Source organism: Xanthomonas sontii (genome assembly GCF_040529055.1).
GTDB lineage: Bacteria > Pseudomonadota > Gammaproteobacteria > Xanthomonadales > Xanthomonadaceae > Xanthomonas_A > Xanthomonas_A sontii.
Genome location: NZ_CP132342.1, coordinates 798,553 through 813,917 on the forward strand (window position 1 = coordinate 798,553; position 15,365 = coordinate 813,917).

The 15,365-nt window shown below is 69.6% G+C and carries 10 protein-coding genes; 5 read left to right on the forward strand and 5 right to left on the reverse strand.

Features of this window, described 5'->3' with window-relative positions; all coding sequences use genetic code 11:
* Positions 1-7 precede the first annotated feature (7 nt).
* The 4 genes from lldD to RAB70_RS03395 form a co-directional block, all read right to left on the reverse strand.
* Positions 8-1,168, reverse strand: coding sequence for an FMN-dependent L-lactate dehydrogenase LldD (gene lldD / locus RAB70_RS03380; protein ID WP_148828234.1), 1,161 nt, complete (start codon positions 1,166-1,168; stop codon positions 8-10).
* Between the two features lie 13 nt (positions 1,169-1,181).
* Complete coding sequence (gene lldR / locus RAB70_RS03385; protein WP_148828235.1) at positions 1,182-1,982, reverse strand: transcriptional regulator LldR; 801 nt, start codon at positions 1,980-1,982, stop codon at positions 1,182-1,184.
* Between the two features lie 103 nt (positions 1,983-2,085).
* Positions 2,086-2,541 (reverse strand): DUF2214 family protein, encoded by a 456-nt coding sequence (locus RAB70_RS03390; protein ID WP_148828236.1) that lies wholly within the window; start codon positions 2,539-2,541, stop codon positions 2,086-2,088.
* A gap of 10 nt (positions 2,542-2,551) precedes the next feature.
* Positions 2,552-3,133 (reverse strand): isoprenylcysteine carboxylmethyltransferase family protein, encoded by a 582-nt coding sequence (locus tag RAB70_RS03395; protein WP_148828237.1) that lies wholly within the window; start codon positions 3,131-3,133, stop codon positions 2,552-2,554.
* A gap of 224 nt (positions 3,134-3,357) precedes the next feature.
* Between RAB70_RS03395 and RAB70_RS03400 the strand changes: the two genes are divergently transcribed.
* The 3 genes from RAB70_RS03400 to fabV all read left to right on the forward strand — a co-directional run bounded on the left by RAB70_RS03400 (position 3,358) and on the right by fabV (position 6,643).
* Positions 3,358-4,455 carry a sensor histidine kinase gene (locus RAB70_RS03400; RefSeq protein WP_148828238.1) on the forward strand — a complete coding sequence of 366 codons (1,098 nt, stop codon included), beginning with the start codon at positions 3,358-3,360 and terminating at the stop codon, positions 4,453-4,455.
* The gene (locus RAB70_RS03405; protein WP_017910062.1) at positions 4,452-5,084 is read left to right on the forward strand and encodes a response regulator transcription factor; all 633 of its coding nucleotides are present in this window, start codon (positions 4,452-4,454) and stop codon (positions 5,082-5,084) included. The genes RAB70_RS03400 and RAB70_RS03405 overlap by 4 nt, the downstream gene beginning before the upstream one ends.
* A 353-nt stretch (positions 5,085-5,437) precedes the next feature.
* Positions 5,438-6,643: an enoyl-ACP reductase FabV gene (fabV, locus tag RAB70_RS03410; RefSeq protein WP_148828239.1), complete on the forward strand. Its 1,206-nt coding sequence runs from the start codon at positions 5,438-5,440 to the stop codon at positions 6,641-6,643.
* A 353-nt stretch (positions 6,644-6,996) separates the two neighbouring features.
* Here the strand turns inward: fabV and RAB70_RS03415 are convergent, their stop codons facing one another.
* Complete coding sequence (locus RAB70_RS03415; RefSeq protein ID WP_148828240.1) at positions 6,997-8,019, reverse strand: sugar kinase; 1,023 nt, start codon at positions 8,017-8,019, stop codon at positions 6,997-6,999.
* A 295-nt stretch (positions 8,020-8,314) separates the two neighbouring features.
* Here RAB70_RS03415 and RAB70_RS03420 point away from each other — a divergent pair, with 295 nt between their 5' ends.
* Complete coding sequence (locus tag RAB70_RS03420) at positions 8,315-11,092, forward strand: TonB-dependent receptor (protein WP_170268175.1); 2,778 nt, start codon at positions 8,315-8,317, stop codon at positions 11,090-11,092.
* Positions 11,093-11,537: 445 nt separating this feature from the next.
* A complete protein-coding gene (locus RAB70_RS03425) occupies positions 11,538-15,326 on the forward strand; it encodes a LamG-like jellyroll fold domain-containing protein (RefSeq protein WP_148828241.1) in 3,789 nt (1,262 codons plus the stop codon).
* Positions 15,327-15,365 lie beyond the last annotated feature (39 nt).

Here is a 15,365-nt window from a genome sequence, read left to right on the forward strand (position 1 = left end):
AACCGCTTTACGCCGAGACCATCCCCTCGCGCATCACCTGTGCCAGCGACTCGCGCGAAATCGCCGCGATCGATTTGGCGCCGGTCAGGGTCATCGCCACCTGCATCTCCTTCTCGATCAGGCTCAGCAGATGCTCCACGCCGGCCTGGCCGGCGGCGGCCAGCGCGTAGACGAAGGCGCGGCCGAGCAGCACGGTGTCGGCGCCCAGCGCCAGCATGCGCACCACGTCCAGGCCGTTGCGCACGCCGGAGTCGGCCAGGATCTTCAGCTCGCCCTTCACCGCATCGGCGATCGCCGGCAACGCCCGCGCGCTGGACAGCACGCCGTCGAGCTGGCGCCCGCCATGGTTGGAAACGACGATGCCGTCGGCGCCGAACCGCACCGCATCGCGCGCATCGTCCGGATCGAGGATGCCCTTGATCACCATCGGCCCGGTCCAGAACTCGCGGATCCACTCCAGGTCCTTCCACGAAATCGACGGATCGAAGTTGGCGCCGAGCCAGCCGATGTAGTCGGCCAGCCCGGTGGGATGGCCGCGGTACGTGGAGATGTTACCCAGGTCGTGCGGGCGCCCACGCAGGCCCACGTCCCAGGCCCAGCGCGGATGGGTGACGGCCTGCAGCATGCGCCGCAGCGGCGCGTTGGGGCCGCTCATGCCCGAATGCGCGTCGCGGTAGCGCGCGCCCGGCACCGGCATGTCCACGGTGAACACCAGGGTGGTGACGCCCGCGGCCTTTGCCCGCTCCAGCGCGTTGCGCATGAAGCCGCGGTCCTTGAGCACGTACAGCTGGAACCACATCGGCCGGTCGATCGCCGGCGCCACTTCCTCGATCGGGCACACCGACACCGTGGACAGGGTGAACGGCACGCCCTTGGCCGCCGCCGCCCTGGCCGCCTGCACCTCGCCGCGGCGCGCGTACATGCCGGTCAGGCCCACCGGCCCCAGCGCCACCGGCAAGGCCAGGCGTTCGCCGAACAGCTCGGTGTGCAGGTCCAGCGCCGACATGTCGCGCAGCACGCGCTGGCGCAGGGCGATGTCGCTCAGGTCGGACACGTTGCGGCGCAGGGTGTGCTCGGCATAGGCGCCGCCGTCGATGTAGTGGAACAGGAACGGCGGCAGCTGGCGCTGCGCGGCGGCACGGTAGTCGGTGGAGGCGGAAATGATCATGGGGGCAGGGCGGTCAGGGAGAGGAGGGGAGGCGCGAGGCACGGGCGCGGCGCGCATCGTCCTCGTCGAGGGTGCGCAGCGCGCTGTGCACGAATTCCAGGTGGGCGTGCGCGGCGGCGCGGGCGCGTTCGGGGTCGCCGGCCAGGATCGCGTCGCGCAGGGCGCGGTGCTGGGCGAGCAGGGCGGAGAAGATGCGCGGCGATTCGAACAGCTGTTGCCGGCTCTGCGAGATGTTGGCCTGCAGCAGGTCGAACAGCCCGCGCATCACCTGCAGCAGCACGCGGTTGTGGGTGGCCTCGGCGATGGCCAGGTGGAAATCGGCGTCGGCGTGCGCCTGCGCCGCCGCATCGGCCTGCGCATGGGTCTGCAGCAGCGCCTCGTAGGCCGCCTCGATGCGCGCGCGGTCGTCGTCGGTGGCGCGCAGCGCCGCATGCCAGGCGGTGGCGCCTTCCAGCGCATGGCGCGCTTCCAGCACGTCGAAGCGGTACTCCGGGTCGGCATGCAGCAACGGCAGGAACGGCTGCAGCGGCGCCACCACCTGGTCCTCCGGGGTCGGTGGCCGTTGCACGTAGGTGCCGCCGCCCACCCGGGCCCGCAGCAGCCCCTGGCTGGCGAGTTGCGCGATGGCCTCGCGCAGCACCGGGCGCGAGACGCCCAGTTCCGCGGCCAGGGTCCGCTCGGCGGGCAGGCGCGCGTCGACCGCCAGGCCGCGTTGCGCGATCAGCGTGCGCAACTGCGCGGCGACCCGGTCGCTGAGCCGGGCAGGGGACTGGCCGGCTGCAGCGGTGGCGGCAGTTTTAAGACTAGTGGTCATACCAATAAACTGGCGGAGCGCGAATGGTGTGGCCATTAGGCGCCTGGTATCGCACCACGTCAATGGTTGCAGCGATGCGCGCCACCAAAATTGGTAATACCAATCAGAGTATACCGTAACGTGCCATCGCCGCAGCCAGTACCACCAGCACCGCCAACAGGCCCAGTTCCACCCCGATCAACCGCTGCAGCGTGCGCACCTGTGCCGTGTCCGGCGCCCACGTCGGCTGCAGCCGCGCCTGCCGGCGCCAGCGCAGCAGGCGCAGCGTCGGCACCAGCGAGAGCAGGCCGATCGTCGCGAAGGCGCCGAGCTTGGCCCAGAACCAGGGGTTGTGCAGGTAGTAGTCCGCGCCTTTGAGCCCGTAGCGCACGCGCAGGGCACCGATCGCCAGGATCAGCAGCGCGGCCAGCCCGTACAGCGCGTCGACGCGGACCAGCCGCGCCAGTTGGCGGTGGTCCAGCGGCGCACGCAGCAGGATCCATTCCGCCACCAGTGCGGCGATCAGCAGCAGCATCGCCAGGTGGTGCAGGGCGGCCAGCAGCAGGTCGACAGTGCCCATCGGCGCGGCCTCACCACACCCACGGCAGCAGCCGCCAGCTGCGCGCGGCGTAGTCGGGATACTCCTCGGGGAAGGCCTGGGTCAGCATCGCTTCCTCGACCCGGATGCGGCGCAGGAACGCCCAGGTCACCGGCAGCACGATCGCCAGCAGCGACAGCACGTTGCCCATGCCCAGCGCCAGCCCGTAGAACGCCAGCAACGCGCCGGTGTACGAGGGATGCCGCAGATAGCGGTACGGCCCGTGGCGGACCAGGCGGTGGCCTTCCTGGATGGTCACGTCGACGGTGAACCAGCGCGCCAGCACCCGGATCGACCACAGCCGCAGCGCCAGCCCGCCGGCCAGCAGCGCGCAGGCCAACCAGCGCAGCGGTTCGCGCAGGTGCGGCGCATAGCGCCACACGCCGAGCAGCGACAGCAGCACGCCCAGCGCCACCGCGCCGTACAGCACGCGCCACAGCAGGCGCAGCGTGCCCTGGTCGCGCGCACCGCCGTCGGCGGCGCGACGGCGGCGGCTGAGCAGCATCTCGTACGCGCCCCAGCCCAGGCCGAGCAGCATGAACAGCAGATCCGGATGGCGCAGGGTCAGGAGCATGACGGTGTTCCTCGTGGCGGCGTGCACCACGCATTGCGTGGCAGGGTGGATGAACCGGGCCCATCCTGCGTGCCGATCGTCCGGCACCCGGCAGGGCATGGACGCAGTGTGGCGCCATCGGGGTGGCGCGGCAGTGGCCGCTGGTCATGCCGTCCGCCTGCCGGAAGTCACTTTCTGCGCCCGCCCCATTGCCGCGGCGTCGGCCCGCGGTCAGCATCCGTCGCATGACTCGATTCCTGCGCGATCTGATCGAACCCAAGCGCCTGGCCGGGTTGCTGACCGTGGCCACCGTGCTGTGGTCGTTCCAGTTCGCGCCGCATGCGCTGGTGGCCTGGCGCTGGACTGCGGCGGCGCTGTTCCTGCTGCCGCTGCTCGGCGCGCACTACCTGCCCGGGCGCTGGCGCGATGTCGCGCTGTGGGTCGAGGCAGCCGCGGCGATGGCCCTGGTCTGGCTGGAGCCGCACGTCGGCACCGCGCCGGTGTTGCTGGTGGTGGTGGTCGCGCAGGTGGCGCTGCAATGGCCGCCGCGGCCGGTGCTGGCGCTGGCGCTGCTGGCCAACCTGGGCACCTTCCTGGCGCTGTCCGCCGCCGGCATCAGGCATCCGCTGCTGACCACGCTGATCTACGCCGGCTTCCATGCTTTCGCCGGCCTCAGCGCGCACTACGCGCGCACCGCCGAGCTGGCGCGCGAGGCGTTGGCGCGGGTCAACGCCGACCTGCTGGCTACCCGCGCGCTGCTCGCCGACAGCACCCGCGATGCCGAGCGCCTGCGCCTGGCGCGCGAACTGCACGACGTGGCCGGACACAAGCTCACCGCCCTGCGCATCCAGTTGCGCCTGCTGCTGGCCGATCCGGCGCTGGCGCAACGCACGGAGGTGGCGACGGTGGAGCGACTGTCCGGCGAACTGCTGGCCGACATCCGCGCGGTGGTGCAGTCGCTGCGCGACGACCGCGGCGTGGACCTGGAGACCGCGCTGTGTGCCCTGGCCGCGCCGTTCCCGCGGCCGCAACTGCAGTTGCAGATCGATCCGGCGCTGCGCATCACCGATCCGCACCTGGCCGAGACCCTGCTGCGGCTGGTGCAGGAAGCGCTGACCAACGCTGCCCGGCACGCCGACGCGGCACATGTGCGGGTGCGCCTGGGCCAGGATCGGCAGCAGCTGTGCCTGGACATCGAGGACGATGGCCACCGCGCCGAGCGCATCCGCGAGGGCAACGGTATCGCCGGCATGCGCGAGCGTCTGGCCGCGCTGCACGGGCGCCTGGAACTGGGCCGCACGCCGCTCGGCGGCATGCAGCTGAGCGCGAGGCTGCCGCTGTGAGCGCGCTGCGGATCGCCCTGGCCGACGACCAGGTGCTGGTGCGCGCCGGCCTGCGCGCGCTGTTGCAGACCCAGGGCATCGTCGTCGCCTGCGAGGCCGACGACGGCCAGGCCTTGCTCGACGTGGTGGCGGCCACGCCGGTGGACGTGGTGCTCAGCGACATCCGCATGCCCGGCATGGATGGCATCCAGGCGCTGCAGCAGTTGCGCGCGCGCGGCGACCGCACGCCGGTGCTGCTGCTCACCACCTTCGACGAATCCGATCTGCTGCTGCGCGCCACCGCCGCCGGCGCGCAGGGCTTCTTGCTCAAGGACGCCGCACCGGAGGACCTGCGCGAGGCGATCGCGCGCGTGGCCGCCGGCGAGACCCTGCTGCAGCCGGTCAGCACCGACCCGGTGCGTGCGCGCTACCGCTACCGCGACGAGGACGCCCCGCGCGACACCTTCAACGAACGCGAAGTGGCGATCCTGCGCCTGCTCGCCGGCGGCTACTCCAACAAGGAGATCGCGCGCAGCCTGTTCCTGGCCGAGGGCACGGTGAAGAACTACGTCTCCACCATCCTCGACAAGCTCGGCACCCGCGACCGCACCCGCGCGGTGCTCAAGGCGATCACCCTGCGCATCATCTGATGCGTGCACCAGCGGTGGCGCTGCGACGTCCACCGGCAGCGCGTCGGGACTGAAGTCCCTCCCACAACGGTGCGACCGTGCCGTGCCGCGGCCTGCCGCAGGAGCGGCTTCAGCCGCGACAACCGATGGCGCGATTGCGGCTCGCCGATCAGCTGTTTCCCTCCAGCCAGCACGACATCCGCCGCCGCGACGCCGCCCCTGTGGGAGCGACTTCAGTCGCGACGCGACCCATCCGAACGCGCGCGCACGCCCGCAGTACGCTCCATACCCCGCCGTGTGCTGCCACCGGGACTTCTGCACACCCGCCGCAGACATTAAGATGCCGCGGGCATTGTGCCGACGAGGAATTCACGTTGATCATCCATCCGAAAGTCCGCGGTTTCATCTGCACCACCACGCATCCGCTCGGCTGCGAGCGCAACGTGCTCGAGCAGATCGCCGCCACGCGCGCGCGCGGCGTGCGCCACGACGGGCCAAAGAACGTGCTGGTGATCGGCGCGTCCAGCGGCTACGGCCTGGCCTCGCGCATCACCGCCGCGTTCGGCTTCGGCGCCGCCACCCTCGGCGTGTTCTTCGAAAAGCCCGGCAGCGAGAAGAAGGCCGGCACCGCCGGCTGGTACAACGCCGCCGCCTTCGACACGCAGGCCAAGGCCGCCGGCCTGTACAGCAAGTCGATCAACGGCGACGCGTTCTCCGACGAGGCGCGCGCCAAGGTCATCGAACTGATCAAGCAGGACATGGGCGGCCAGGTCGACCTGGTGGTGTATTCGCTGGCCTCGCCGGTGCGCAAGCTGCCGGGCACCGGCGAAGTGAAGCGCTCGGCGCTCAAGCCGATCGGCCAGACCTACACCGCCACCGCCATCGACACCAACAAGGACGCGATCATCGAGGCCTCGATCGAGCCGGCCACCGAGCAGGAGATCGAGGACACCGTCACCGTGATGGGCGGCCAGGACTGGGAACTGTGGATCGATGCGCTGGACGCCGCCGGCGTGCTCGCCCCGGGCGCGCGCACTGTCGCCTTCAGCTACATCGGCACCGAGATCACCTGGCCGATCTACTGGCACGGCGCGCTGGGCAAGGCCAAGGTCGACCTCGACCAGACCGCGCAGCGCCTGCACGCGCGCCTGCAGGCTCACGGTGGCGCGGCCAACGTGGCGGTGCTGAAATCGGTGGTGACCCAGGCCAGCGCGGCGATCCCGGTGATGCCGTTGTACATCTCCATGGTCTACAAGATCATGAAGGAAAAGGGCCTGCACGAAGGCACCATCGAACAGGCCGACCGTCTGTTCCGCGAACGCCTGTACCGCGAAGACGGCCAGCCCGCCGCCACCGACGACGAGAACCGCCTGCGTCTGGACGACTGGGAACTGCGCGACGACGTACAGGACGCCTGCAAGGCGCTGTGGCCGCAGGTCACCACCGAGAACCTGTTCCAGCTCACCGACTACGCCGGCTACAAGCACGAGTTCCTCAAGCTGTTCGGCTTCGAGCGCAAGGACGTGGACTACGACGCCGAGGTCGACCCGGACGTCAAGTTCGATTGCGTGGAGCTCTGAGGAGCGGGGATTCGGGAGTGGGGATTCGGGCGTCGTGTTGATCCCGGATCCCGGACAGAGCATGCGGCCGGCAGCGATGTCGGCCGTTTTCTTTTGCGGTGACGGCGAGGCAGCGGTGGCGGCACGTCGACCGAATCGCGTCGGGACTGAAGTCCCTCCCACAAAGACCTCATCCATCCCCGCGGCATCTGCTGTAGGAGGGGCTTCAGCCGCGAAAACCGAAGCCGCGGTGCTGGAATTGCCAGCACACCCCCACGACTAAAACCCCGCCACACCGCAACGCCAATCCGCACGCAAACCCCGCAGCGCCAGCGCTTTTACGATTCCCCACTCCCCATTCCCCACTCCCGGCTTCACCGCCTCACATCGAACCGCGTCGCCCCCACGCACGCCTGCACCTCGGCCTCGCTCAGCGCCAGCACGTCGCCCGGCAGCGTGTGCTTGAGGCAGCCGGCGGCCAGGCCGAAGCGGATCGTGGCGGTGTCGTCCCAGCCACGGCTCAGCCCGTGCAGCACGCCGGCGGCGAAGGCGTCGCCGCCGCCGATGCGGTCGACGATGCCGCTCAGCTCCTCGGCTGGCGCCTGCGCGACGCTGCCGTCGCGGCGCAGCAGCATCGCGCCCAGGCTGTGCCGGTCCACGCTGTGCGCCACGCGCTGGGTGCAGGCCATCGCCTGCAACTGCGGGAATGCGGCGAAGGCGTCGCGCGCGCCCGCTTCCACCCGCGCCTGCACGCTGTCCTGCGGGTAGCGCTGACCCAGCACCACCTCCAGGTCGCGGTAGTCGGCGAACAGCACGTCCGCCTGCGCCAGCAGCTGGCGCAGGATGCCCGGCGCATCGCCGTTCCAGGCCTCCCATAGCTTGGGGCGGTAGTTGCTGTCGAACGACACCCGCACCCCGGCCGCGCGTGCCGCCTGCGCGGCGGCCAGCGCCGCGGCCGCGCCGCGTTCGCCCAGCGCCGGGGTCACCCCGGACAGGTGCAGCCACTGCGCGCCCCGCAGCAGCGCCGGCCAGTCGTGCCGGTCGCCCGCATCCAGCGCGAAGGCAGAGCCGGCGCGATCGTAGGTGACCTCGCTGGGGCGGTGCCCGGCGCCGGTGCTGAGGAAGTACAGGCCCATGCGCCCGGGTACGAAGCGCACCCCGCTGGTGTCCACGCCATGCCGGCGCAGTTCGCCGGCCGCGGCCTGGCCCAGCGGGTTGTCCGGCAGCACGCTGACCACCGAGACGGCGTGGCCGAAATGCGCCAGCGCCACGCCCACGTTGGCCTCGGCACCGCCCACCTGCACCGCCAGCCGCGGCGTCTGCAGCAGCCGTTCGTGGCCTGGCGCGCCCAGGCGCAGCAACAGTTCGCCGAAGCAGACGATGCGGGAAACGGTCATGGCAAGCGGGTCCGGCAGCCGAAGGGACGCCAAGCATGCCGCGAAATGCAAACGCCGACCAGAAAAAGTGACTAGCGGTGTCATTTTTGTGCGGCAGCAGGCGCTTCGGCACTGGCCGACGTTGCGATCCTGCGCTATCTCATTGACTGCAAAGACCCTTGGGTCGCCGGGCACTCTGTTGCGCTGCAAGATGCCGGGATGTTTCGCAACTGTTAACGTTGGTTTTGACCAGCGGTGTCATTCGCGACAACGCCCGCAGTTCCACGCCGTCATGTAACCCTTGGGAGGGGAGGACATGCAATCACGTACCGAACGCCGGAAGACACCGGTTACCTTGCTCGCGCTGTCGATCGGCCTGGCCCTGCAGGCCGGTGCCCTGCAGGCACAGGAAGCGCCGGCGGCCGCGCCGCCCGCCGCGGCCTCGGCCGATGCCACCACCGAGCTCGACACCGTCGTCGTCACCGGTTACCGCGCCAGCGTGGAGAAGGCGCTGGACATCAAGCGCGCCGAAAAGGGCATGGTCGACGCCATCGTCGCCGAGGATGTGGGCAAGTTCCCGGACACCAACCTGGCCGAATCGCTGCAGCGCATCCCCGGCGTGGTCATCACCCGCGACGCCGGCGAAGGCCGCAACATCTCCGTGCGCGGCCTCGGCCCGGACTTCACCCGCGTGCGCATCAATGGCATGGAAGCGCTGACCACGGTCGGCGCCAGCGACCAGAGCGGCGGCACCAACCGCGGCCGCGGCTTCGACTTCAACGTGTTCGCCTCGGACCTGTTCACCCAGATGGTGGTGCGCAAGACCGCCTCGGCCGACGTCGAGGAAGGCTCGCTGGGCGCCACGGTCGACCTGCGCACCGCGCGGCCGTTCGACTACGACGGCTTCACCTTCGCCGCCAACGGCCAGGCCACCTACAACGGCATGTCGCAGAAGGCCGATCCGCGCATCGCCGCGCTGGTCGCCAACACCTGGGCCGACGGCACCTTCGGCGCGCTGATGTCGGTGGCCTACTCCGAGCGCCAGGTGCTCGAGGAAGGCAGCGGCACCACGCGCTGGGCCAACGGCCCGAGCAACAACGGCTACAGCCCCACCTCGCCGTTCGCCGCAGCCAACAGCGCCAATGTGTTCAGCCCGCGCATCCCGCGCTACACGCAGATGGAGCACGAGCAGAACCGCCTGGGCGTGACCGGCTCGCTGCAGTGGAAGCCCAACGACAGCACCGAGTTCTCGCTGGACGGCCTGTACTCGAAGATCGATGCCAAGCGCGACGAGCACTACATCGAGGCGATCAGCTTCAGCCGCGGCCGTTCGCAGAACGGCAAGCCGGACATGATCGTGCGCGACGGCTACGTCGACCCGGCCTCCGGTGCGCTGCTGTACGGTCGCTTCGACAACACCGACATCCGCTCGGAGAACCGCCACGACGAGTGGAACACGGTCTTCAAGCAGCTCACCCTCAACGGCGAGCACCGTTTCAGCGACACCTTCAAGATCACCGGCGAGATCGGCACCTCCAGTTCCAAGCACCGGAACCCGATCCAGACCACGGTGATCATGGACAAGAACAACGTCGCCGGTTACAGCTACGACTACCGCAACAGCTACACCTCGCCGGTGTTCAACTACGGCATCGACCCGACCGCCGCCAACGGCTGGACCCTGGCCGAAGTGCGCATGCGTCCGCAGTCGGCCAACAACAGCTTCGACACCGGCTCACTGAACTTCGAGTGGAACCTGGGCACCAACTTCACCCTCAAGGGCGGCGTGCTGGCCAAGAACTACGGCTTCGATACCAAGGAGTTCCGCCGCGCGTCCGAGACCAGCGTGCCGACCTTCGCCACCGGCAACCGCATCGTGCCGGTCAACCTGGTGACGCTGGCCGGGCTCAAGGGCATCGAGGGCACGCCGTCGAACTGGGCGGTGCCCGACCTCAACGGCATCGCCGATGCGCTGGGCATCTACAGCGGCACCGGCACCTGGACGCTGACCGAGCGCGCGGTCAACACCCGCAGCGTGGAAGAGAAGGACCGCGGCGCCTGGTTGATGGGCGACTTCGCCTTCGACATCGGCGCGATCCCGTTCTCCGGCAACATCGGCGTGCGCTACGTGAAGACCAACCAGTCGTCCACCGGCTACGCCCTGGTCGGCTCGAACCTGATCAACACCACGGTCGAGCGCGATTACCACGACACCCTGCCGTCGCTGAACCTGGTCGCCGAGATCACCCCGGACTTCCTGATCCGCTTCGGCGCCGCCAAGGTGATGACGCGGCCGGGCCTGGGCAGCCTGACCCCGGGCGTGACCGTCGCCGTCGCCGGCGGCGCACGCACGGTCAGCGGCGGCAATCCGAACCTGGATCCGATCCGTGCCAAGACCGCCGACCTCGGCTTCGAGTGGTACCTGCAGGAAGGCGCGATGCTCGGCCTGGCGCTGTTCTACAAGGACATCGACAGCTTCGTGCAGACCGCGCGCACCATCGCCCCGTACTCCAGCAGCGGCCTGCCGGTCAGCCTGCTCGACGGCACCGGCGCGGCGGCCACCGACGACTTCGTCTTCAGCGTGCCGCTCAACACCCCGGGCGGCAAGCTGAAGGGCGCGGAGTTCAACTACATCCAGCCCTTCAGCTTCCTGCCGGGCAAGTGGGCCAACTTCGGCACCCAGCTGAACTACACCTACGTGCAGTCCAAGATCCAGTACGTCACCGGCACCGGCGCGCTGTCGTTCAACACCGACCTCACCGGCCTGTCCAAGAACTCGTACAACGCCACGCTGTTCTACGAAGGCGAGCGCTTCAGCGGCCGCGTGTCGCTGACCCACCGCGACGGCTACCTGACCCAGGTGCCGGCCACGGAAACCGGCTTCGACATGCACGGCATGCGCGGCACCAATGTCGTGGACGCCAAGCTGACCTACAAGATCGACGAGAAGATCGACATCAGCCTGGAAGGGTCGAACCTGACCAACGTGCCGTACTACGAGTGGGTGCAGACCAGCGCCACCGGCGCGCAGCTGCCGCTGACCTACAGCGAGACCGGCCGGCAGTACGCGATCGGGGTGCGTTACAAGTTCTGAAGACTGCGTTCGCCGATGCCGCGCTGCGGTATCGGCAACGCCCCGCTGCCCGCATACTCGCGGGCCGGGGAGGGAGATCGACGCGCGCCGCCACGGTGCGCGCCGATCGCAAAGGAGCGAGATGAAACAGGCAATGTGCGGCAGCGCGGTGGGCGCCGGCGGTGGTGTGTCGGCGATCGGTCCTGGGGTGTGGCGTCGCCTGAAGGCCAAGGCGGTGCACCTGCTTGCGTCCACCGGCTCTCCGCGATTGCCACAGGATGTGCCGGCATCGCGCGTCGCGGCTGAAGCCGCTCCCACAGTGCAGTACCGCACATGTGGGAGCGGCTTCAGCCGCGACGCGCTGTTCCTACCCACTTCGGCAAAGCAAGGCTCTACTGCATACGCCGCCAAATCGCAGAGCCCAGGTCGCATCTCACACCGCCTCGCCCTGCTCTGTGCCCTCGCGTTGCCAGCGATCGCCGCAGCCGCCACTCCCGAACTGCTGTTCCGCGTCTCCGCCGACAAAGGCCTGGACGCCGACGTCGCCCATGGCGACCCCCAACCCAACTTCCGCGACAAGATCGCCCTGGTACCGACCGGCGTCTCCGGGCAGGCCATCGAATGGGCCGACGACGGTGTGCTGTCCTGGAACGCTCCCGGCAACCTCTACACCCAGCGCGGCACGCTGTCGTTCTTCTGGCGCTCGCGCTACCCGGTGGGCGAAGCGCCGTTCGTGATCTTCCGCGTCGGCTACGCCGACCACACCAGCTGGGACATGGCCTGGCTGCGCATCGACTGGAACGGCCACGGCTTCGATGCCTTCGTGACCGACGCCAACCTGGCCCGCACCCGCGTCTCCTTCAAGCTGGACAAGTTCCCCGCACCCAGCGCCTGGACCCACCTGGCCTTCGCCTGGGACGAGACCCGCGGCGTGCGCCTGTACGTGGACGGCAAGGAAGCCGCACGCGTGGACTGCACGCAGGCCTGCGCCGACGGCGGCTCGCTCGACTTCGACGCCGCGCTCGACCAGCTCGGCCTGGCCGCACGCGTACTCGCGCCGCACCAGGTGCAGAGCCGCTACAACTTCCTGCGCGGCAGCGACTTCGACGAGATCCGCGTCTACGACCGCATGCTCGACGCCGCCGGCGTCGCTGCCCTCGCCAAGCAACAGGAACCGCGCAGCGCCGAGGCCGTGCCCGACAACGCCGCGCGCAACGCCTGGCTGCACCGCTTCGGCTGGGACCACGGCCGCGCACCACCGGTGCTGGATGCTCCTTCCACGCGCATCCGCAAGGTCGAGTTCGCCGACGCCAAGGACCTCAAGGAATGGATGTGGAAGGCGACCGACGGCATCGCCGAGACCACCTGGCCCGGCGTGTACAACCGCTCGCGCCTGCCCGGCCGCAACGACTACTTCCAATTGCCCGACTGGAACGTCTACGTCGAAGGCGGTAAGGCGCTGGACCTGGCCCTGCCCGACGAACCGTTCAACCGCATCGAACTGCGCGGCGCCGCCTACGGCCAGGCCACCTATGCCGCCGCTGGCGCCACGCCTGCGCCGCTGTTCTCGCGCGCCCAGGGCACGGTGCGCAGCGTCGACCAATTCGAGCGCCGCCGCGGCGGCCACCTGCGTTTCACCAACGTCGCCCAGGAAACCCCGATCCAGGAGATCTGGGCCTACGACGTGGGCGCCGGCGCCGAGCCGGCCAACCCCAGCGCCACGCTGCGCTACACCGTGCGCAGCGACATCGCCCCGGACTACGCCAACCTCGCCGCGCTGCGCGCCTACATCGCCGGGCGCTACCCGCCGGACGAGCGCAGCACCGTGGTCGCGCTGCCGACCAAGGCGCCGTCGCGCAAGCGCGCCGACGACAAGACCGCGGTGCCGCCGCTGCCCATCGTCCACGTGCTCATCCCGTCCAACCTCGGCGACGCCCCGGCCGCGCAGCCGCTGATGCGCAGCTGGTCCTACGGCTGGGAGAACATGCACGACGGCCTGGACGGCATCGCCATCGACCTGCCGGCGCTGCAACTGCCGGCCACGCACAATGGCCTGATCCCGCTCAACATCCGCGTCAAGGATCCGATCTGGCCCGGCCGCGACATGCTCGACGTGTCGGTCTCGGTCGCGCCCGGGCAGGCGCGCACGCTGTGGCTGGACCTGCGCGACCGCATCCTGACCGACGACAGCCTGATGCTCAGCATCGCCTCGGCCGCGCCCGGCTTCGACGCGCGCGCGCTGGACGGCGCGCAGATCCGCCTGCTGTTCAAGCCGCGCGAGCAGGCCAAGGTCGAGCACATCGCCGACCGCTTCAACCAGGTCAAGGACAACTGGGGCTTCCTGGTCGAGGAGCACACCAGCTCCAAGCGCCAGCGCCTGTACGCGCGCCTGGATGCCGACATCCACGACCTGCTGCGGGTGGACCCGGACAACGCGCTGGGCCGCCAGTACTGGGCGGACATCAGCTACGGCAACCAGGGTCCGCTGCCGGTGCAGTTGCCGCAGCCGCCCAAGGGCGTGCCGGGCTGGGCGTTCTGGCAGCTGGAAGACCTCAAGGCCACGCGCCGCTACATCAACTGGTGGATCGACGAACGCCAGGTGGATTACGGCGATTTCGGCGGCGGCATCTCCGACGATTCCGACCTCACCCAGCAATGGCCCGGCGTCGCCCTGATGGGCGTGGATCCGGACAAGCTCACCGCCTCGCTCACCGCCCTGTCCGACGCCAATTACCGCAACGGCATGTTCACCGACGGCCTCTCCACCATCGAGACCGACGAACTGCATTCCTACGAGGACGGCATCAACATCAACAGCGAGATGCTCTACCTCAACTGGGGCGACCCGCTGACGGTGGAGCGGCTGATGCGCACGGTGAAGGCGTTCGACCGCATCATCCAGGTCAACCCGCGGGGCCACCTGCTGTTCGCCAGCAACTGGTTCGGCGGGCGCAAGGTCTACCGCGAACCGAACTGGCAGTGGCAAAAACCCTACTCGTTCCCGATCCTGCACCCGGCGCTGCTGCTGGGCGGCTACAACGCCGACCCCAACAGCCGCCGCATCGTCACCGGCCTGGCCGACGGCTACCTGGCCCATGCCTACACCGACGCCAAGGGCCAGTGGGCGCTGCCCAACGAGATCAACTGGGCCACCGGCAAGACCCGCGGCGGCAGCCTGTTCGACGGCAGCGGCGGCCCCGACACCCTGCACACCTTCTGGGCGGCGTACCGCTGGACCGGCGATGCGCGCTACCTCCAGCCCATCGACTACCGCGTCGCCAAGGCCGGCCCCGGCGGCCTGTCCCTGCTCAACGAGAACTTCCTCGACGTGCTCGGCAAGCGCGACAGCTGGGGCGCCAGCCTGGCCAAGGCGGCAGCCGACGCCGAGGCCGACGACGCCCCGGACTTCGCCCACCACGTCGCCTGGGAGCAGACTGGCGACCCGCGTTGGCTGGAAACCCTGTACCGCGCCGAGACCCGCGACAAACTGCAGACCTTCTACATGAACACCGAAGGCCACTGGTGGAGCGACCGCGTCGAATCGCCCACAGTGAACCTGCAGCGCGCCCGCCTCGGCGGCGTCGCCCTCAAGCGCAACCAGACCTACCCCGGCCACACCGTCAGCTGGCGCTTCGCCGATCCCGAAGGCGCGGTGCAGGTGGCGCTGCTGCTGCCGAAGCCGCGGCAGGACCGCTTCACCGTCATCGGCTACAACACCAGCGGCAAGACGCAGCGGGCGCAGATGACCGGGTGGAATGTCGCGGCCGGGCAGTGGCGGATGCGGGCGGGCGTGGATCGCGATGGCGATGGGAAGATCGATGGCAAGGCCGCCACCCGTGAGTTCGCGTTCGAGAAGAGCGGGGCGGTGGACGTGGAGTTCCCGGCCGGGCAGACGGTGGTGATGGAGTTCGAGCTGGTCGCGCCGGCCGCGGTGCCGGTCGAGCTACGGCCGGATCTGGGGATCGGGCGTGGGGATGTGCGGGTGACGGCCGATGCCATCGAAGTCACCGTGCATAGCCTGGGGCATGTGGATGCGCCGGCTGGGTTCGTGGTGCTGGAGGATGCGCGGGGTCGGGAATTGGCGCGGGCGGGATTTCCGACGTTGGCGGCGCCGCGGGATCTGGAGCCTAAGACGGCTCTGGTGCGGTTGGTGGTGCCGGGTGGAAAGAGCGCCAAGGGAGGGCGGGTGCGTGTCGTCACCGAGGGCGACGTGTCGGAACTGACCCAACGGAACAATCTAGTGGATGTGCCCTGAATTAATCAGAGCGCCCTTCGACGACACAACCTTGCCTAG

Bases quoted from the DNA above. Each gene is read 5' to 3' on its own strand.
- RAB70_RS03415 (WP_148828240.1), bottom strand. From the start codon at position 8,019: ATGACCGTTTCCCGCATCGTCTGCTTCGGCGAACTGTTGCTGCGCCTG.
- RAB70_RS03390 (WP_148828236.1), bottom strand. From the start codon at position 2,541: ATGGGCACTGTCGACCTGCTGCTGGCCGCCCTGCACCACCTGGCGATG.
- RAB70_RS03420 (WP_170268175.1), top strand. From the start codon at position 8,315: ATGCAATCACGTACCGAACGCCGGAAGACACCGGTTACCTTGCTCGCG.
- lldD (WP_148828234.1), bottom strand. From the start codon at position 1,168: ATGATCATTTCCGCCTCCACCGACTACCGTGCCGCCGCGCAGCGCCAG.
- RAB70_RS03400 (WP_148828238.1), top strand. From the start codon at position 3,358: ATGACTCGATTCCTGCGCGATCTGATCGAACCCAAGCGCCTGGCCGGG.
- lldR (WP_148828235.1), bottom strand. From the start codon at position 1,982: ATGACCACTAGTCTTAAAACTGCCGCCACCGCTGCAGCCGGCCAGTCC.
- RAB70_RS03395 (WP_148828237.1), bottom strand. From the start codon at position 3,133: ATGCTCCTGACCCTGCGCCATCCGGATCTGCTGTTCATGCTGCTCGGC.